Below are 19,332 nucleotides of genomic sequence, written 5' to 3'. Positions count from 1 at the left end.
AAGGAGAAGACCAATGATTGTGAAACAGCGTTCCCGTCCCTCGCTTACCGTCGCTGGATGCATGGCGTTGGTGGCCGCTGGCGGCACCTTCGCCGCCATATCGTACCCATCGGAGCCCGCTAAGGCGGTCATCGTCTACGACCCGACCAACTACAGCCAGAACCTGCTGACGGCGGCCCGTACGCTCCAGCAGGTCAATAACCAGATCAAGTCCCTGCAAAACGAGGCGCAGAGCCTGCTCAATCAGGGCAAGAATCTAACGACGATTGGTTTTCCCGAACTTCAGGCGCTGACGCAAACCCTCCAGCAGATCGATGTGCTGATGGGGCAGGCGCAGGGGATCCAGTTCCAGGTCTCGACGCTGAACCAGCAGTTCCGCCAGCTCTATCCGACCAGCAATGCCTCGCTCTCGCTCAGCAGCCAGGTCTCGGCTGCCCGCGCGCGCCTCGATACCGAAATGACGGCCTACCAGCACACGATGACCGTGCAGGCGCAAGTCGTCGAGAATATCCAGAGTGATGCCTCCACGCTCTCGGCCATGGTGGAGCGCAGCCAAAACGCCGAAGGCGCACTTCAGGCAAGCCAGGCGACCAACCAGCTTTTGGCGTTGACTGCCAAGCAGCAGTTCCAGATCCAGCAGCTCCTCGCCGCGCAATACCGCGCCGACGCGCTGGAGCGCGCCAACCGCGCCCAGGCGACCAGCGACGCGCAGGCCGCGACCGCAAAATTCCTCGGCACCGGGACGGCCTACACGCCGAACTGACCATCTGGACCGGCCGCGGCCGGGTCCGTTTCGATCATTGTTTGCGGTGACGGTCCGCCTTTCCCGTCACCGCGTCGCGGGACGCGGTATTGCCGCGCCCCTGGCCGCGTCCCGCGACACCCACTGTCTCCAATCCCCTCGGCATTCGGATGGAAAGTGCAGCGCCATGAACGACCTCAATGTCATCGACCGCTTCATGACCAGCTTCATCGCCTACATCGACAGTGGCTTCGGTCTGTTGGGCGGCGATGTCCACTTCCTGACGGCGACCTTGATCGCCATCGACATGACGCTCGCGGGGCTGTTCTGGACGATGGGCGGCGAGGACAACATCCTCGGGCGCTTCATCCRCAAGATTCTCTACGTCGGCGCCTTCGCCTTCATCATCGGCAATTTCTCGGCGCTCGGCGACATCGTCTTTCGCTCCCTGGCACAGGCGGGCCTCACGGCCGGCGGCGGCGCGCTCACCGCAGCCGACCTGCTGAAGCCGGGGCGGCTCGCCGGGATCGGATTTTCGGCGGCCTGGCCGCTGCCGGATCAGGTCAAGCAGCTCATGGGGTTTACGAGCTTCTTCGACAACTTGCTGACGATCGTTGTGCTACTCCTGGCGTGGCTGCTGGTGATCCTCGCCTTCTTCATCCTCGCGGTGCAGATTTTCGTCACCATCCTCGAGTTCAAGCTGACCAGCCTTGCCGGTTTCATCCTGGTGCCGTTCGCGCTGTGGAACCGCACTGCTTTCCTTGCCGAACGCGTGCTCGGCAACGTCGTCAGCTCCGGCATCAAAGTCATGGTGCTCGCCGTCATCGTTGGGATCGGCTCGAACTTCTTTGACGAGTTCACCACGGCCCTGCAGGGACAGGAACCCGATATCGGGCAGACCCTCAGCCTTGTGCTGGCCAGCCTCGCGTTGTTTGGTCTCGGAATTTTCGGGCCGTCAATCGCCTCGGGCCTTGTCGCCGGTGCGCCACAACTGGGTGCTGGCGCTGCGCTTGGCACGGGTGTCGGCGCAGCCGGGATCATTGCCATGGGTGCCGGCGGCATCGCGGGGGCGGCCAAGCTCGCAGGTGGCACCGCGCTTGGCGCGGTGCGCGCTGGCACCAGCATGGGCGCGGCCGCCTCCACCTCGTGGAGCATGGGTCAATCCGCCGCCGGCTCGCAAAGCGTCGGTGCCGGGCTGAGCGGCATGGCCAAAGCCGCGGGTGGTGCGGCCCGACAGAAGGCCAGTCAGGCCTTCGGGCTTGGCGAAGCCGCCGAACGCGGTCGCTCGGCTGCGAGGGCTGCCTTCGAAGGCTCCGACGGTGCCGGCAGTGCGTCTGAGACCACAGCCAATCCCGCGAACAATTCCGCTCCGGGCTGGGCGCGCGATCTCCGCCGCCAGCAGGACACCCGCCATCACCGTCAGATCGCGCTCTCCACACTCAAGGACGGTGAGCGCGGCGGTGCCGCCGCCAACCCCGACATCAAGGAAAAGGAGGACTGATCGATGATCTTCAAACGCGCTGTCCAGCGTTACGGACGAACACCTCAGCCCGAAACACCCTTCCAGCGGGCGGGCCAGGTCTGGGATGAGCGTATCGGCTCCACCCGCGTCCAGGCACGCAACTGGCGGCTGATGGCCTTCGGGACCTTAGGTATGGCCGGGATGATGGGCTCAGCGCTGGTCTGGCAATCGCTTCAGAGTCGGGTGGTGCCCTATGTCGTCGAGGTCGATGGGCTCGGCGAGGCAAGGGCAGTGAATGAGGCGGACGCCGCCATCACACCCACCGATCCGCAAATCGCCTGGCATCTGGCCCGCTTCATAGAGTGCGTGCGCGGCGTGTCGCTCGATCCGGTGCTGATGCGCCGCGACTGGCTCTCGGCCTATGACTTTGCCAGCCAGCGCGGGGCGCGTTTCCTCGATGGTTATGCGCGCGAGGCAGACCCGTTCGCCAACCTCGGGCAGCGCAGTGTCTCAGTGCAGGTGACCAGCGTCGTGCGCGCGTCGGACCAGTCGTTCCAGGTGAAGTGGATCGAGACGTCCTATGAGCGCGGCGCGAAGGCCGGAACCAGCCACTGGACCGCAATCCTGACGATACTGACCCGCCCGCCGCGCAGCGCCGACATTCTGCGACGCAATCCGCTCGGGATCTATGTCGACGCGATCGACTGGAGCCGGGAACTTGAACCCGCCGCGTCAACCCAGTCCGCGGCGCAACCGCCGCCAACCCAAGTTTCGCCTGAACCTGCAGCTCAGTCGTCATCGGAGATCCAGCCATGAATGTGCATTCCCACAGGCTCGCCATCATCGCGGGCGTCCTTGCGCTCCCAATGTTGGGCCTTCCCGCCCTCGCGGCCCCGGCGCCCAGCTCCCGCGCGGCCGTCGTCGACCGGGCTAATCGCGCGGCGACGATCGAGCCTCAGGCCAGCGGGTTTGTCCAGGCCATCCAGTTTCAAGCGTATTCCGAAGGGGCGATCTACCACGTTTTGACCGCGCCCGACCGGGTGACCGATATCGCGCTTCAGGCGGGCGAGGTGCTGGTCGCGGTCGCCAGCGGCGATACCGCGCGCTGGGTGATCGGCGATACGACAAGCGGGCAGGGCGACAGCAAGCGCACCCATATCCTCGTCAAACCCTACTCGCCGGGGCTTTCAACCAACCTTGTCATCACGACCGACCGGCGCAGCTACCATCTGGCGCTCTCCAGCAGCGGCGGCGCGGCAATATCGGCGTTGTCCTGGACCTATCCGGCGGACGAGTTGGTCGCGATCAAGCGGGCAGCGGCCGCGGCGGAAACGGCAAAACCGATAGCCGCCGGTCTCGCCGCCGAAAACTTCAACTTTAACTACGAGATCTCCGGCGATAAGCCGACCTGGCGGCCGCTCCGCGCCTTCGATGATGGCCGGCAGACGTTCATCCAGATGCCCCCAAGCATCGTGCTCGATGAGGCGCCTCCGCTGTTCCTCGTCGATGAAAAGGGGACAGCACAGTTGGTCAATTACCGACTGTCGGGCCGCTTCTATGTTGTCGACCGCATCTTCACGGCCGCCGAATTGCGGCTGGGTACGAAAAACCAGCAGGTGGTGCGCATCCAGCGCCTGGCCGACGGTGCAGTTCAGGGGAGGGCGCGATGAGCGAAGAACCCGTAAGCGACGTCGATCAGCGGCAGCCAATTGGAGACCAGCAAATGGTGGGCTCCGCTGACAATGTGGAGAGCGCGCCAGCCGCTGGAGTGCGCCCGCCGGCCAAGGTCGATCCGGAGTCGCTGGCGCTCCGATCGAAACCGCCAAGGGCCATCCGCTTCAAGCGGGAAGTCATCATCGGGATGACGGGAACACTCGCGCTCATCGTGGCGGGAACGGCCTGGTACGCGCTCGGGCCCATCAAGCTTCACCTTGCCGGCAACGGCGACGGCGAGGCCAATGCCGCAAAGATCTCTACCGACGCGATCAATGTGCTGCCCGACAGTTATGACAAGGTACCCAAGCTCGGGCCGCCGCTGCCCGGAGACCTGGGGCGCGCCATCGTCGAGAAACAGGGCGCAACGATCGCGCCGATCTCGACCGCGTTAGCAGGATCGGGAGCGACCCGTCCGCAGTCGGCGCCGGACCGGATGGAGGAAGAGAGGAGATCGGCACGGCAGTCCGGTCTGTTCTTCGCCAGCGCCAAGACCGGAGCGTCGGGTGCGACGTCGGAACCTGCAGCGCTTCAGGCCGAAAAGCCTGCAAGCGGCGCCGACGGAAAGCTCGCGATCGACTTCAACGCCGATCCCAACGCCCAGCAGCGCAAGGCGGATTTTGTGTCAGCCAAGGATACCGCCGGCGATGTTGAGCCGCATGCGCTAACCCCGGCGGCGTCGACGAACATGCTTTCTGCCGGCAGTGTGATTGCGGGGAGCCTCATTACCGGGCTGCGTTCGGATCTTCCCGGTCTCGTGATTGCGCAGGTCACCGAGCAGGTCTTCGACAGCGCGACCGGGCGGACCTTGCTCATTCCGCAGGGCGCCAGGTTGATAGGCAGTTACGATAGCCTTGTGGCTTTCGGACAGAAGCGCGCGCTGATTGTCTGGCAGCGGATCGTCATGCCCGATGGCAGTTCGATCCGCCTCGACAACGTGCCGGCGACGGACATGTCAGGGTATGCTGGCCTGGAGGACAAGGTCGATGCCCATACCTGGCAGGTCATCAAGGGAGCGGCGATTTCTACGCTGTTCGGAGTTGGATCGGAACTGACCTTCACGGGCGAGAGCGATCTGGTCCAGGCGATCCGGCAGTCGACGCAGCAGAGTGTCTCGCGCGCCGGCGATCAGCTCGTTTCCCGCAGTCTACAAATTCAGCCGACGATCACGATACGGCCTGGGGCTCAGGTTCGCCTCGTGGTTCACCGCGATCTCGTTCTGCCGCCATGGCTTCCGTAGGAGCAATCACTATGACTGAGTTGAAGCTACCAGTATTGCCCGATCGGACTCCGGTAAAGCTCTCCATTCACGTCGTACCTGAACTTGCCGAAGCGCTTCAGGACTACGCGAAGTTATACGCTTCAACTTATGGGCGAGAAGAGCCGGTGTCAGTTCTGGTACCGGCAATGCTTGAGGCGTTTCTCAGCAGCGATCGGTCGTTTGTCCGAGCAAGAGGACGGGGTGGAAGATAAGCTCATAGTCCCCTAATGTGCCTCGTCTCGATACACCGGCTCACTCTCCACCTGGTCTGACCAACGGAAGGTTTCACCATGGCAAGGAACGTTAATCGCGAAATGCGTGCATTGGGTCAGTTCGACCCGATCAGTGTACGGATTCCAGATGCAGTGCGCATGACGGGTCTTAGTCGATCTAAAATCTATTCGCTCATTGCTGCTGGTGATCTTGAGGCTGCCAAAGTCGGACGATCGACAGTGATTACGATCGAGAGTCTGAAGGCTGTCATTCAAGCACGGCGAATTTCACCCAGCGGTCGACGGAAAAGCTGCTGACTCAAGGATGGAATGATGTTGCCGTTTGCATCCTCCAAGGCGATAGGCTCAGATACAAGCTTGCGTGCCAGCCCTCAATGCCGCCAAAGCGTCAGGGAACCTCGTATCCATAAGGCGGTGTGAAGTTCCAGTTGGCACCGCCGCCTGCCAGTTCCCTGGCGATGGTGTTGGCCCGGGCCTCGTTCCTTTTGAACTGATCGCTATCCGGATACTGCTTAGCTTGAACGTCAGCCGAAAGGCCGCTGCCGGAACCACTCCGGTATTCATCCCACATCGCAGCATTGAATTGCTGCATGGACCTCAATGCGTGAGCGACCTCATGCCAGACCAGATACTGAAGTCCGCCGTTGAGAAGGTTGTAATTGCGAAGAGCGGTGACGTTGATAACGACCGGAACCTCGGAGTTGCCGATACCCACGCCGTTCTCGCCGGCGCGCCCTACGCCGAACTCTCGATTTGTGGCAGTGAACTTCAAATTTCTCAGAATATTTACAAGTTCGCCATACTTAATGGCGCCAATGATGGACGAATTTATCACCGCCCCCTGGCTAGCATACATGTTTATAAATTGACTGAACACCGTCGATTTCATCGAGTTTCCGATTACGGTGATGTCATCGCCTATAACATCAATCTCTTTGGTAACTAGTGTTTTTGCAGTCCAGAACGTCGTGGCTTGCGCCACAAGCATCTGTTGTGTTCCTGCGGTGTTTTGTATGACCGCATTGGTGAAATCAAAAGTGCCAACGTGCGAAGTTACAATAATCTCACCAGGCTTATTCGATCCTTATGTTGATTACTTCTTAGAAATGATGTCTTCTTGGCCGCCAGAAAGTCGATGAATCTCCCCGATTTTTCCTCCTACAAATGTGTAGGACACAGCGTCGTAGTGCCAGCAGCAGTGAGATGGCGGTCCGTTCCCCCAACTTCCCGCCGAGTTGAAATACTCAATAGTTAGTAGGCTGCCGCTTGATGGATAAGCAGACTTGATCGTATAGGTGACGCCCGCAGCTGCAAGTGGCTCTCCAAATTGCGTCATCCATGATGTTTTATTGTCGGCTATCAGCCGTTCACCCTCATATACCTTCACGTCATCTGCAAGAAGGTTAGAGTATTTGGGCACGTCCTTGTTCTCGATCGAGGATATTAGATCATTGATCAAAAAGTCTTGGCCGTTTGGTGCCGGTGGTGCCAGCACCTGAGCATCAGCGAAGGGGGCGGATGCCAGATAGGCGGCGGATAAAACTACGGTAAGATATCGCATCCAGCCAGTCTCCTTTTACATGCAGCCGCAGCGCGTCAGAGGAGCATACTCCCGCAGACTCAGAGGCTTGCAAATTCCATGCTAACGCGTCGCATTATATCTTTGCAAGCAATTCGGAATGTATTTTTGGCACAAACATCCGGTCAAAGTTCATGAAATTTGGCATCAGTTTCACCGTAATGGCAAGAGAACCAAAATATTCTTCAATTAACGCAGATATTGGTATGCCAACTATTTGTGAACTAATCTCGCTAGCCCGGCGATAATCTGCCAGATTATGCAATTTCGCTGACTGCAATAGAAACTTGTGGCGGCGCTGGATCGGTTACGCATCAACACGCTAACTACCGTTCTTCAGAATTGTCGACCATGGTACGGCTTTGGCGTAGTCGTTGAGATTATGGACATGGATCGTTAGGCAAGCGTGTTCGCTAAATTTCGTTGCAACGCCATGGCCGATCACTCACGACCGCCACAATATATAGAACATATAGGGAACAAATGCAGGAGCTTTTCCCTCTGGTGGTGCGATGCCGCGAATGAGGCGTTACGCGTGCGTTTAGTATCGCGCCGCTAAGCTGCGTATCCAAGGTTTTCTCGGAGCGGCCGAGCGATCCTCATAGAGTAGGTTGAGGCCTAGTTGTCCGCTGGCGCAACTTCATTGGCAACTGGCTAAATGAGGCTATCGCGAGAACACTCGCGGCGCGCTATTACGCCTTTTAATCAAGTTTCGTGATGGTGCAAATACATCTTCAAGCCCGGACCTCACCGGCTGTACGAACGGAAATTGCTCGTTCGGCTGAGTCTAGGGGCTTGGTCGTCAGGCTATGACATAAGCGCCGAAACTGTAGGCAAATGGTACAAACGGCGAGAAGAAGCCGTCCGCGATCACGCAAGCCGCCCTGTTCGTCGCGTATGGTCGGGCCAATTTTAACCAATGTACTTTTTTGTCGCATGAAATGCACATGCCGGCGCAAGCGGATGTTTGTGGGGGTATTTTTGGGGGTGGTATGATTAAGTGAACTGAAAATGATGTGTTAAATCAATTGCATAGTTGGCCTGAAATGTCCTGCCCCCGCAACCATGAACACCCCCCCCACACACACGACAGCCCAGCCCGGGCAAGCGCGCACGTATGTGCGCGCCTTGGCGCCGCAACGCGCCACCGGTAACGATAGAGGCTTCGACATGACAAGCGCGGCAAAATCCCTTATGGGCGTGGGCATGTCGCGCTGGGGCCTTTCTCTGCTGCTGATGCTCTTGTCGTCGTTCTTGGCGACTTCTGCCTTGCATGCTGCGGAGATGTCGGGCCCGGTCACGATGGAATGCTCTGGTTATGTCCACGATGAGGGGGACAATGACCAGTCGCAGGGGGACGCCGACAAGGGCGTACCGCATCACCATGCCAGCTGCCACGGCGGCGCATCCTTCCTGCCATCCCGAGACCAGAATCCCCTTCTTCAGAGCGTTTTGAAGCAGGGCGTTCCCGCAACCCGCTCTCATGCCCTCGGTCGGTGGATCGCCGGCCCGGATCTGCGTCCTCCCATTGCCTGATTGAATCCGAACGGCCCTGGCGCGCCCGCGCGCGCCGGCGGTCTGTCATTCTTCAATCGGGAATATCTTCATGTACAGGATCATAGCGGCTCTGCTGGCCGCCACGTCGTGCGTCGCAGCCGCACAAGCGCAGGACATTGCCGCGATGCGCGCGGCCCAGGTGACGACGCCACTATTCACACTCGAGGATGCCGTTGCGGCGGCGGGCGGCAGCGCCCCTGCCATCGAGGCCGCCGATGCCGGTATCCGGGCGGCGGAAGCAAACCGGCGGATAGCGGGCTTTCGCCCCAACCCCGTAGCGCAGGCGCAAGTCGAGAATGTCGCCGGAACGGGCGCCTATAGCGGCCTCCGCAATTCCGAAACGACTGTCGGCTTCCTGCAAACGCTCGAACGGGGCGGCAAGCGCCGTGCCCGCGTGGCGGTTGCCTCGGCAGAACTTTCCAGGACGGAGCTGCAGGCCGCGATCATGGCCGCAGACGTGCGGCTTCAGGCGACCCGACTCTATATCGAGGCGATCTCGGCCATGCGCCGCCGGGAGACGGCACGCGATCAGGCGCGGATCGCCGGAGACGCCCTTCGCGCGGCCAGCCTGCGCGTCCAGGCCGGTCGAGCCTCTCCGCTCGAACGGCAGCGGGCCGATGTGACGCGGTTGTCGGCAGAGGCGAATGTCGAACGGCAGGATCGCCTTGCCCTTGCAGCCCGCACCAATCTGGAGCGGCGCATGGGGCGATCGATCGATGGCGAACTCGACGCCGGCCTTCTCGACCGTTTGCCGCCCGATGGGTACGGCCCAGATGTTCAGGTGGACCCACAGGGCACGCTCGCGCTCGCGGCGGCGGACGCCAATCTGGCCATAGCCGATGCCAACCTCCGCCTTGCGCGTGCGAACCGGGTGCCGGACGTGGATGTCGGGCCTTCGGTCCGGCGCCTTGAGGCGACCAATGACGTCGCGGCCGTGTTCACCGTTTCGATCCCCTTGCAGGTCTTCAACAATGGCCGTGCCGCGTTCGACCAGGCCAATGCCCAGCGCAGCCAGGCGGAAGCCCAGCGCCGGGCCGGCGCGCTCGATATCGAACAGGCCATCACCAATGCCCAGGCCGAGGCGGACAATGCCGCCACGCTGGCACGAACCGCATCGGGACCGGCGCTGGTCGCAGCACAGGAAGCGGCCCGCATCGCGCGCATCGGATACCGCGAGGGCAAGTTCGGCCAGCTCGATCTGCTCGATGCCGAACGCACGCTTGCCGAAACCCGCGTCGCTGCGATCGACGCGCTTGCCGCCTATCAGAATGCCCGCGCGCAGCTGGAGCGCCTGACCGCGCCCGCCGTCGCACCGCAAGTGGGGAACGGATTGTGAAGACCTTCAACAGATACGCCTACGCCGCATTTCCCTTGGCCTTGACCTTGGCCTTGCCGCTCGCACTCGCTGCCTGCGGTGGTGGCGGTGCCCAGGACGCTGCGCCCACGCCGGACAAGGCCGAAGCGGGCCAAGCCGCCCACGCCGAGGAAGGCGAAATCACGCTGACACCGGCGCAGATCGCTTCGGCAGGCATCGAGATCGGCCGTCCCATGGTGGGAGGCTCCGGCACTCTCGAACTGCCCGCGACCATCGAGGCCGACCCGCAAGGCATGCAGGTCGTTTCCGCCGCGATCGGCGGCCGTATCGTGGCGCTGGGCCAGAATCTCGGTCAGTCGGTCGGTCGCGGTGGGATCATGGCCGTGATCGAGAGCCGGGAAGCGGCCGCCCTCAAGGGCGAAGTCGAAGCCAGCCGCGCGCGTCTGGCCCTGGCCAACGCGAATCTTGCCCGCGAGCAGCGTCTGTTCAGCCAGCGCGTCACGCCGGAGCAGGATCTGATTGCCGCGCGCACCGCAGCAACCGAAGCGCGGATCGCCTACCGGCAGGCGCAGGGACAGGTATCCGCCGCCGGTGCCGGAGGCGGCGGGCTCAACCGCCTTGGCATTACCGCGCCGATCTCCGGGCAGGTGATCGCCCGTAGCGTCATCCTGGGCCAGACGGTCGACGCCAATGCCGAATTGTACCGGATCGCCGATCTTTCGAGCGTCTCGCTCGCACTGAACCTGCAACCTGCCGACGCCGGCCGGGTGAAACCGGGTAGCCCGGTAACCGTCACGGCTTCCGGCCGCAGGGCCACGGGCAAAGTGACGTTCGTATCCCCCGCGCTCGACGTGCAGACGCGCCTCGTGCCGGTCATCGCCGCGCTGGACAACCGCGGCGGAGAATGGCGCGTGGGCGAACCCGTGACGGCTTCCGTCCAGCTTGGCAGCGAAAGCGGGCACGGCGCCGTGCGCGTTCCGAGCACCGCCGTGCAGACGGTGGAGGGCAAGAGCGTGGTCTTCGTGCGCACCGAAGCAGGCTTCCGGGCGGTGCCGGTGACGCCGGGCGACAATGCCGGGGGCACCGTGATCGTCCGTTCGGGCCTGACGGGCACCGAGCAGATCGCCACCACCAACAGCTTCACGCTCAAGGCCGAACTCGGCAAGGGCGAAGCGGCGCACGAGGACTGAGCCGATGATCGCCTCCATCGTCAATTGGGCGGTCGACAAGCGCTGGCTCGTCCTGCTGCTCACCGCGCTTGCCGCCGCCATCGGCGCGGCCGCCCTGTACCGTCTTCCCATCGACGCGGTGCCGGACATCACCAATAACCAGGTGCAGATCAATATCCGCGCCCCGGCCCTCTCACCCGAACTGGTCGAAAAGCAGGTATCCTTCCCGATCGAGACCGCGCTGGCCGGCATTCCCGGCCTCGATCACACCCGATCGCTCAGCCGCAACGGTTTCTCGCAGATCACGGCGGTGTTCGACGAGAGCACCGACATCTACTTCGCGCGCCAGCAGGTGGGCGAACGCCTCAGCGGGGTGAAGCAAGACCTTCCCCCTGGCGTCAACCCCGAGATGGGCCCGATCGCCACGGGCCTTGGCGAGGTCTATATGTGGACCGTCCGCCTCGAACACCGCAGGGATGACAAGCACTTGCCCGGTGAGCCGGGCATGCAGCCGGATGGCAGCTACATCACGCCGGAAGGCGAGCGCCTGACAAACGATACCGACAAGGCGACTTATCTGCGCACGGCGCAGGACTGGATCGTCGCGCCCTTGCTGAAGAACACCAGGGGACTCGCCGGGGTCGATTCCATCGGCGGCTATGCCAAGCAGTTCCTGGTCGTGCCGGACGTCCAGCGCCTGGCGGCGATGAGCATCACGCTCACCGATCTGGCTACGGCTCTGGAGCGCAACAATACCAGCGTCGGCGGCGGCTTCGTCGACCGTAACGGCGAAGGTCTGGCCGTGCGTTCCGACGCGCTGATCCAGAACGCCAGCGAGCTTGCCAAGGTCGTCATCGCCACGCGAGAGGGAGTTCCTGTCACTCTGGGCCAGGTTGCCGGCGTCAGGACCGGACAGGCGGTCCGCATGGGTTCGGCGTCCGAAAACGGTACTGAGGTCGTGGTCGGCACCGCGATCATGCGGATCGGCGAGAACAGCCGCACGGTCGCCACGGCGGTCGGCGATCGCCTTCGGGAGATCAATGCCTCGCTGCCGCCCGACGTGATCGTGCAGCCGGTCCTGGACCGCACCGAACTCGTCAATGCGACCATCAGGACTGTCGCCCGGAACCTGGGCGAAGGCGCCTTGCTGGTCATCGTCGTGCTGTTCGCGTTGCTCGGAAACTTTCGCGCCGCGCTGATCGCTGCCATGGTGATCCCGGTTTCCATGCTGCTGACCAGCTTCGGCATGCTCAGGACCGGCGTTTCGGCGAACCTGATGAGCCTTGGCGCGCTGGACTTCGGCCTGATCGTCGACGGGGCCGTCATCATCGTCGAGAACGCGCTGCGGCGCATTGCCGAGGCACAGCATCGTAGCCGCCGCCTGCTCACCGTAGAGGAGCGCCTGGCCACGGTCGCCACGGCTGCGCGCGAGATGATCCGGCCCTCGGTCTATGGGCAGGCGATCATCATTCTCGTCTACGTTCCGCTGCTCACGCTCACCGGTGTCGAGGGCAAGACCTTCGTGCCGATGGCGCTGACGGTCATCATGGCGCTGGCCTTTGCCTTCGTGCTCTCGCTGACGGCGGTGCCGGCGGCGATCGCGATCTGGCTCTCCCGCCGCGTGGAGGAAAAGGAAGGCCGGATCATGACCTGGCTCAAGGCGCGCTACGAGCCGGGCCTCGACAAGGCGATGAAGCGGCCGACGATGACGGTGGGTGTCGGCGTGGCCGGCTTCGCCGTGGCCATCGCCGCGTTCATGGGGCTGGGACAAGTGTTCCTGCCGCAGCTCGATGAGGGCAACCTGCTGATCCAGGCGCTGCGCATTCCGGCCACCTCGGTGCAGCAGAGCCAGGCGATGCAGGTGCCGATCGAGCGGATGATGTCGCGGCAGCCGGAAGTGCAGTTCGTCTTTTCGAAGACGGGCACGGCCGAACTCGCATCGGATCCGATGCCGCCCAATGCCACCGACATGTTCGTGATCCTGAAACCGCGCGATCAGTGGCCGGACAAGCGCCTTGCCAAGGACGAACTCGTCGCTCGTCTCGAAAAGGCGCTGAATGAATTCCCCGGCAATGCCTACGAAGTCACGCAGCCCATCCAGATGCGCTTCAACGAACTGATCGCAGGCGTGCGCGGGGACATCGCGGTCAAGGTCTTCGGTGAAGACTTCGGCGCCATGAATGCCACGGCCGAGAAGATCGCCGGGGTGCTGCGCCGGACCCGGGGCGCCACCGACGTCAAGGTCGAGCAGACCACGGGTCTGCCCATGCTCGACATTCGCGTCGATCGCGATGCCATGTCCCGTCTCGGCGTGACCGCGCAGGACGTGCAGGACATCGTCACCGCCACGCTGGGCGGCCGCGAGGCTGGCATGATCTTCGAGGGCGATCGCCGTTTCCCGGTGGTGATCCGCCTGTCCGAAGCCCAGCGCGCCGATATCGGCCTGTTGCGGCAGGTACCGGTGCCGGTGCCTGGCGGGCGGTTCGTGCCGCTTGCCAGCGTTGCCGATATCGGGATCGCGGAAGGCCCGAACCAGATCAGCCGCGAGAACGGCAAGCGCCGCGTGGTGGTCCAGGCCAATGTGCGTGGCCGCGATGTCGGCAGCGTGGTGGAAGATGCCCGGGCGGCGATTGCCGGCGAGGTCCGTCTTCCCCCGGGCAGCTATCTGGAATGGGGCGGCCAGTTCGAGAATCTCGCCTCCGCCAGGGAGCGTCTGCAACTGGTGATCCCCGCCTGCTTCGCCCTGATCCTGCTGCTGCTCTACGGGGCGCTTGGCTCGATCCGGGACGCGGCGATCGTGTTTACCGGGGTGCCGATGGCATTGGTCGGGGGCGTATTGCTCCTGTTTGCACGGGGTATGGATTTCTCCATAGCCGCGGCCGTGGGCTTCATCGCGCTGTCGGGGATCGCGGTGCTCAACGGCCTGGTCATGGTCTCGTCGATCCAGGACCTGATGCGCCAGGGCATGGAGCGCGCCGCGGCCGCGCGCATCGGCGCGCTCCAGCGCCTGCGACCCGTGGTCATGACCGCGCTCGTCGCCAGTCTCGGCTTCGTGCCGATGGCGCTGGGCAGCGGCGCGGGGGCGGAAGTGCAGAAGCCGCTGGCCACGGTCGTGATCGGCGGGTTGATCTCGGCAACCCTGCTGACGCTTTTCGTGCTGCCCACGCTCTACGCCCGCTACGGTCGCAACGACCTGCCGGCAGAGGAAGGTCGCGGCGATCCGTCCGGTTCGGACGGATCGGCCACATTCTCGTGAACGGTTTCGGCGCCAGTGTCGCAGCCGGCGATGCCACGGTGCATGGCGGACCTGTCCGGTGACTTCCGATGGTCGTAGGACGTCGGTAGGAAGTCTGGCGATCCGCCGATTCCAGCGCTTCGTCGGCCCTCAGGATTTTCCCGATGTGCTGCTGCGGGAGGCCTTGCGCTAGGACAACCCGCCGGGCGACCAGGCATCCAGAAGTTCCCGCGCGCCCTTGCCGGGGCGCGGGAGCGGCGCAAGCTCACCGGCTCGGGACAAGGAACCTGAACGATGTACGCAGTCATCTTCGTTGGAGGCTCGAAAGCGTTCGCAGGCATGATCCCGGTCCGGGAACCGCAGCTATGCTGATCCTGGGCCATGCGCTTGTTCAGGCGGCGGCGCTGGCGGCTGTCATGCCCGCTCTTCCCGCGGACGGGCAGCCGGAACCGTCCGGCGCGGAAGCCTCGGCCGGGCATGGCGATAGTGCGGCCTTGCCGGCCGATCCGCCCGCGCCCGCCGCCCCCGTGGCCTTGCCTGAAGAGGACGCAAAGCCCCCGGCGAAGGACGGGGTTCTCAAGTTCGGCGTGGGCATTCGCGGGCGGGTGGACGTGCGGTTCAACGATGTCGACGGGTCGGGCGCCCGGCGCACGTCGACTCACTTGTCGTTCGATACGGTGATCCTGAAGCTCGACTACGATTCGTCCACGTTCTTCGGGGCCGCCGAATATCGTTTCTACGGCGGCAGTTTCATCTACAGCCGCAAGAACGGCTATGACGGTTATCCCGGCGAAGTGAACTTTCCCGCCTACGCCTACATCGGCGCGAAGCTCTCCGCATCGGACAAAGTGACCCTGGGCCTGCAACCGGTGCCCTTCGACGACCGCTACTGGGGCAATTCCTGGTACAACAGCCTGGGCTTCGTCTACGGGCTTGAGGAAGTCTACGATGTCGGGATCAGCTACGGCCATTCGGGCGAAAAGCTCTCGTTTGCCGCCGGCCTCTTCCCCACGACGGGCCCGGCCGTGATGGGCCAGAGCCGGGACAGTGCCCGCTACAGCGTCAACATCGTGCGCGGCGATTCCTATCTGCCCGATTCCTCGGACAATGCAGAGCGCAACATCGTTGCAGGCAGGGTGCAATATGCCCTTGCCGCCTCGGATCACGGGAAGCTGACGCTGACAGGGTCGGCGTGGCTTTCGGACGTGCACAACTTCGACACGGGCAAGGAAGGCTCGCGGCGCGCCTATGCCCTCAGCCTGACCGACGAAACCACGGCGCTGCGCAAGAAACTGCTGGTGGCCCGGCAAGCCATCAATCCCGCCAATGCCGGCCGCAGCGACCTGATCGCGGTGGGCGACTACGATTCCTCGTACAATATCGCCGCCAGGAGCACGATGGCCTTTGGCGAACTGAGCCATCCGATCGAGACGGGGCGCTTCCCGTTCAAGATCAATCTCTACGGCAGCTATGCCCGCGTCTTCAAGGATGCGAAGGGCTTTGCCGATACCCAGCGCTTCAATCTGGGCGCGTTCTGGACCGACAAGGCGAGCGGACGCATTCGCGTCTGGACGGAAATGCTGGTCGGCCGCAACGATCCCTATGTCGGCGCCGGGCAGTTCGTGTCCGGCGGCGCGCAAGGCGGGGACGACCGCTGGAAGACTTCCCTGCTGATCATGGCGGGATATTATTTCTGATCGGGCGAGGCAGTCTTTCCGGTCTCAGCCATCGCCCTATCGGTGCACCGGCGGAAGTGCGCCGCCGCCTGCCTGATCGGAGGCCACCTGCAGGCGGCCGCCTTCGGTGAGGGCACGGTGGTCGATCTTCATCGCCGGCAGCGAAGCACCGTTCCACGTCGCGGTCTGGCCCTCCCCGGTGCTGTGCCTTTGCTCGATCCTGAAGGGAGCGCCGCCTTGGGGATGCACGGTCGCCTCCGGAAACGCGGGGGTGGTGACGACGTACTCCGGCTTGCCGGGTGTCAGGGGGTAGAGCCCCAGGGACGCCCAGACATACCAGGCTGCCATGCCGCCGGCATCGTCGTCCATGCCGTCGGCATAGCCGACGGGATGGAGTGCGAAGCTGCGTCCGTGCCAGGGCCGGGGGCGTTTGCCGGCATTGGTGTACCAGTGGTCGATGGGGCTATCGAGGATCTCGCGGACCAGCGACGCGGTCCGGGCGGGCTGGCCCGCGGCGGAGAACAGGAACGGCGCCTGGATGTCGGGCTGGTTGGTCATGTTGAACAGCCCCTGGTCGAAGAAGCGGCCGAGTTCGCGGCCGAAACGGGCGCGCCCCAGTTCCTGGTCGATCATCCAGTCGAGATCGAACACGGGGGCCCAGCGATATTGCCACAAGGTGCCCTGATAGAGCCCTCGCGCTTTCACCACGTCGAAATCGGGCGCGACTTCCTTGAACACGCGCTGCCACATGGTCCGGTAGCGCAGCGACCGTTCGTGCAGGCTGGCCGCGAGCGGGCGGTTGCCGATGTCGCTTGCCAGTTCGGCGGCGGCCCAGACGTCGTAAGCCGTCTCGATCTGCTGGTCGGGTGCCTCGTTCGGAAGCGCGTCGAGTTCCTTTATCATTAGCGGAAGGATCTCCGCCGCGTCGAAGCCGCCGATTCCCTTGCGGCGGAAATCGAGCAGGGCGACACCGGCGTGTTCGGTACGCACGGTGATGAACGGTTCGTTCTGCGTGCTCCACTGCGCCTTGCCCGCCAGGTAGAGTTCCGCGAGCGACGCGGCGATGTCCTCGGACCTGACCGGATCGAGAAGCGCGATCAGCGGCAATTGCGTGCGATAGTTGTCCCAGATCGCCCAGCCCGAATAGCGGTGATGGCCGCGCGGTGCGCGGTGCAGGGTGCCGTCCGATTGCCGGTAGCGGCCATCCGCGTCGTCGATCCTCGCGGGGGTCTGAAGGACGCGGAAAAGGTGAGTGTAGAACAGGCGTGCGCGCTCGCCGCTGCCCGGCACTTGCACCCGGGCGAGTTCGCGCGCCCACTCCGTCCGCGCCTCGCGCCTGACGTGTTCGAGGGACCGATGCGCTGCGCCTCTTTCGAGCACGCGCCGTGCGGAGCGCGAGTCCACGACCGAGAGCCCGGTGCGCATTTCGACGCGATCGCCGGCCCTGACGGCAAAATCGTAGGCCTGCCGCTCGTCACCGAGTGAAATCGGGGCGGCCTTTACCGTCTGGCCGTTACGGCTGAGCGCGCCGGCGAAGGACAAGTGATAGATGCCCTGGTCGCACACGGTTCCGGCGGACATGCTGCCGCGCATGTCGCCGGCCTTGCGCTTCTGCCATTGCGCGCTGTGGCGCTTGGTATAGCTGTGCCTCGGATCGAGCACGACGCGTATGGTTCCGGAACGCGGCATGGTGAAGCGCGAGATTCCCACCGCGCCTGCGGCGGCCAGATCGGCGCGAATGCCGCCGCCATAACGCACGCTGTACCAGCCCGGTCCTGCCTGTTCGGACGCCTTGTCCATGGCCCAGGGCGCCGTGTCCCCCGCGTAGCCGACCGAGACGAGCAGATCGCCCCCGCCGCCGCCGCACCCCACCCCGACGGCGCGGGTATGGGAGAAGCCGAGGAGATGGTCCGCCTGGTAGTCGTAACCGGCATGCTGCGCCGGCACCGTATCGGGAGACAGCTGCACCATGCCGAACGGGCTGGTCGCGGCGGGCGTCAGCTGGCCGTGATCGCCTGACGTCCCGACGAAAGGATCGACCAGGTCCACCGGAGCGGGCGCTTCATCGGCCCAGGCCGGCGGGCAGAGCAGCCCGATCCCGAGGGGGCAGATCCAGAAGCGTAGCTGCACGGCAAGCCTGCCGGTCTTCATCATCGTCAAGGTGTGTTCCTGAACAGGGAAAGCGGGATCGCGCGGCCCATGGCTTCATAGCCGCCGTTGCCGGGATGGAGGTGATCCCCGGAATCGTAACGCCGCTGGACCATGGGCGGGCTGGATGTGTCGCGCAAGGCCGCGTCGAAGTCGATCACGGCATCGAATTCGCCCGCGCCGCGGATCCAGGCATTGGCGCTCTGGCGGGTCTCTTCCATCTCGCGGGTGAAAGCCTTCCAGCCGAAGCCGGGCGTGATCGTGCCGCCGTAGATGCGGATGCCTTTCGCATGGGCAGCCGCGATCAACCTCCTGTACCCGGCGATGAGGTCGGACGCTCCGAGCGCCGGTTCGCCGGGCAGAGTGGCACGCCAGATGTCGTTCACGCCTTCCAGCACGATCAGGTGGCTGACACCGGGCACCGAGGCGACGTCGCGCATGAAGCGGTCCACCGCGGCGGTCCCGCGGCCTTCGCGCAGCAGGCGATTGCCGCTGATCCCCATGTTGACCACGCCGCACCGCGGCCCCGAGCGACTTTCGATCAACCTTCTGGACAGTACGCCGGGCCAGCCCCGCCAGTCCGGACGGGTGCCGCGCGCGCCTTCGGTTATGGAATCGCCCAGAGTGACGATCGTGCAGGCCGCGGCGGGGTTATGGACGGCCAGCTGGGTGACCAGCGGGCGCAGCTTGGCGGGTTGCAGCGCGGTGCCTTGCGCATCGACGGTGCCGGGAGCGAACGCCGCCGGGAATGCCGCATTGCCGGCCACCGCGGTGCTGGGGCCGGATGTCACGATTTCCACCAGCAGGTCCTCCCCCGCCGTCACGGGGAAGTCGCTGGAGAGCGTCTCTGTCACCTGGCCGCCCGCTATGATCGCGCCGAGCCCTGCGGCAAAGGCCAGGGGCCTGCGGCTTGCGGCCGCGAGCGCGAAGCCTTCCGCTCCGGCTGCACGGGCAATCGAGATCGCTGCGATGTGCAGGCTTCGGGCGCCTTGCGGGTTGCCCAGCACCAGCCGCACCGCGTCCCCCGTCTGGCTGGCGCGGATGCGATAGCGATAAGTGCCTTCCTGGTTCTCGGTCTTGACGCTGGCTGTCGCAGGAGAGGTGGCATAGCCCCAGGCCCCCGCCCAGCCTTCGTCGGCGGGCCGGGCGTGCTCCTGGCTTGTGGCCGCCGCGGCAGGCGCGGCGAGAGGGGCGGCAAGAGCCGGGACGAGCCAGGCGGCGGCCATCAGGCGCTTCATGTTC

General features: G+C 64.1%; 16 protein-coding genes. 12 read left to right on the top strand and 4 right to left on the bottom strand.

Translation table 11 applies throughout. The features are described from left to right. Window positions 1-13 precede the first annotated feature (13 nt). From trbJ to AB4Z00_RS24550, 7 genes are all read left to right on the top strand, one after another. Window positions 14-763 carry a P-type conjugative transfer protein TrbJ gene (gene trbJ, locus AB4Z00_RS24580; protein ID WP_442047609.1) on the top strand — a complete coding sequence of 250 codons (750 nt, stop codon included), beginning with the start codon at window positions 14-16 and terminating at the stop codon, window positions 761-763. A 166-nt stretch (window positions 764-929) separates the two neighbouring features. After that, window positions 930-2,243, top strand: coding sequence for a P-type conjugative transfer protein TrbL (gene trbL, locus AB4Z00_RS24575; protein WP_442047608.1), 1,314 nt, complete (start codon window positions 930-932; stop codon window positions 2,241-2,243). Between the two features lie 3 nt (window positions 2,244-2,246). Next, window positions 2,247-3,020, top strand: a complete 774-nt coding sequence (trbF, locus tag AB4Z00_RS24570) for a conjugal transfer protein TrbF (protein WP_442047607.1) — start codon at window positions 2,247-2,249, stop codon at window positions 3,018-3,020. Beyond that, on the top strand, window positions 3,017-3,874 hold the full coding sequence (gene trbG, locus AB4Z00_RS24565) for a P-type conjugative transfer protein TrbG (protein ID WP_442047606.1): 858 nt from the start codon (window positions 3,017-3,019) through the stop codon (window positions 3,872-3,874). The genes trbF and trbG overlap by 4 nt, the downstream gene beginning before the upstream one ends. Continuing rightward, window positions 3,871-5,157, top strand: a complete 1,287-nt coding sequence (locus AB4Z00_RS24560) for a TrbI/VirB10 family protein (protein ID WP_442047605.1) — start codon at window positions 3,871-3,873, stop codon at window positions 5,155-5,157. The genes trbG and AB4Z00_RS24560 overlap by 4 nt, the downstream gene beginning before the upstream one ends. Next, entirely contained in the window at window positions 5,145-5,390 is a 246-nt protein-coding gene (locus AB4Z00_RS24555) for a DUF2274 domain-containing protein (protein WP_442047604.1), read from the top strand. Before AB4Z00_RS24560 ends, AB4Z00_RS24555 begins: the two co-directional genes overlap by 13 nt. Before the next feature lie 78 nt (window positions 5,391-5,468). Then, window positions 5,469-5,708 (top strand): helix-turn-helix domain-containing protein, encoded by a 240-nt coding sequence (locus tag AB4Z00_RS24550; protein WP_442047603.1) that lies wholly within the window; start codon window positions 5,469-5,471, stop codon window positions 5,706-5,708. A 91-nt stretch (window positions 5,709-5,799) separates the two neighbouring features. On the opposite strand, the gene AB4Z00_RS24545 is transcribed toward AB4Z00_RS24550, so the two are convergent. Next, a complete protein-coding gene (locus tag AB4Z00_RS24545) occupies window positions 5,800-6,399 on the bottom strand; it encodes a hypothetical protein (protein ID WP_442047602.1) in 600 nt (199 codons plus the stop codon). 105 nt (window positions 6,400-6,504) lie between these two features. After that, window positions 6,505-6,972: a hypothetical protein gene (locus tag AB4Z00_RS24540; RefSeq protein ID WP_442047601.1), complete on the bottom strand. Its 468-nt coding sequence runs from the start codon at window positions 6,970-6,972 to the stop codon at window positions 6,505-6,507. A gap of 1,188 nt (window positions 6,973-8,160) precedes the next feature. On the opposite strand from AB4Z00_RS24540, the gene AB4Z00_RS24535 reads away from it, so the two are divergent. From AB4Z00_RS24535 to AB4Z00_RS24515, 5 genes are all read left to right on the top strand, one after another. Further along, a complete protein-coding gene (locus AB4Z00_RS24535; protein WP_442047600.1) occupies window positions 8,161-8,526 on the top strand; it encodes a hypothetical protein in 366 nt (121 codons plus the stop codon). Between the two features lie 70 nt (window positions 8,527-8,596). Next, on the top strand, window positions 8,597-9,883 hold the full coding sequence (locus AB4Z00_RS24530; protein ID WP_442047599.1) for a TolC family protein: 1,287 nt from the start codon (window positions 8,597-8,599) through the stop codon (window positions 9,881-9,883). Further along, window positions 9,880-11,052, top strand: coding sequence for an efflux RND transporter periplasmic adaptor subunit (locus tag AB4Z00_RS24525; RefSeq protein ID WP_442047598.1), 1,173 nt, complete (start codon window positions 9,880-9,882; stop codon window positions 11,050-11,052). The genes AB4Z00_RS24530 and AB4Z00_RS24525 overlap by 4 nt, the downstream gene beginning before the upstream one ends. Window positions 11,053-11,056: 4 nt before the next feature. Next, window positions 11,057-14,287 carry an efflux RND transporter permease subunit gene (locus AB4Z00_RS24520; RefSeq protein ID WP_442047597.1) on the top strand — a complete coding sequence of 1,077 codons (3,231 nt, stop codon included), beginning with the start codon at window positions 11,057-11,059 and terminating at the stop codon, window positions 14,285-14,287. 344 nt (window positions 14,288-14,631) lie between these two features. After that, window positions 14,632-15,963 carry a hypothetical protein gene (locus tag AB4Z00_RS24515; protein WP_442047596.1) on the top strand — a complete coding sequence of 444 codons (1,332 nt, stop codon included), beginning with the start codon at window positions 14,632-14,634 and terminating at the stop codon, window positions 15,961-15,963. Window positions 15,964-15,999: 36 nt separating this feature from the next. Here AB4Z00_RS24515 and AB4Z00_RS24510 read toward each other — a convergent pair whose 3' ends face one another. After that, window positions 16,000-18,096 (bottom strand): glycoside hydrolase domain-containing protein, encoded by a 2,097-nt coding sequence (locus tag AB4Z00_RS24510; protein WP_442047615.1) that lies wholly within the window; start codon window positions 18,094-18,096, stop codon window positions 16,000-16,002. 2 nt (window positions 18,097-18,098) lie between these two features. After that, on the bottom strand, window positions 18,099-19,328 hold the full coding sequence (locus tag AB4Z00_RS24505; protein WP_442047595.1) for an SGNH/GDSL hydrolase family protein: 1,230 nt from the start codon (window positions 19,326-19,328) through the stop codon (window positions 18,099-18,101). Between the last annotated feature and the right edge of the window lie 4 nt (window positions 19,329-19,332).

This window comes from Novosphingobium sp. YAF33, from assembly GCF_052113265.1.
GTDB lineage: Bacteria > Pseudomonadota > Alphaproteobacteria > Sphingomonadales > Sphingomonadaceae > Novosphingobium.
This window is presented reverse-complemented; position numbering and strand designations above follow the sequence as displayed.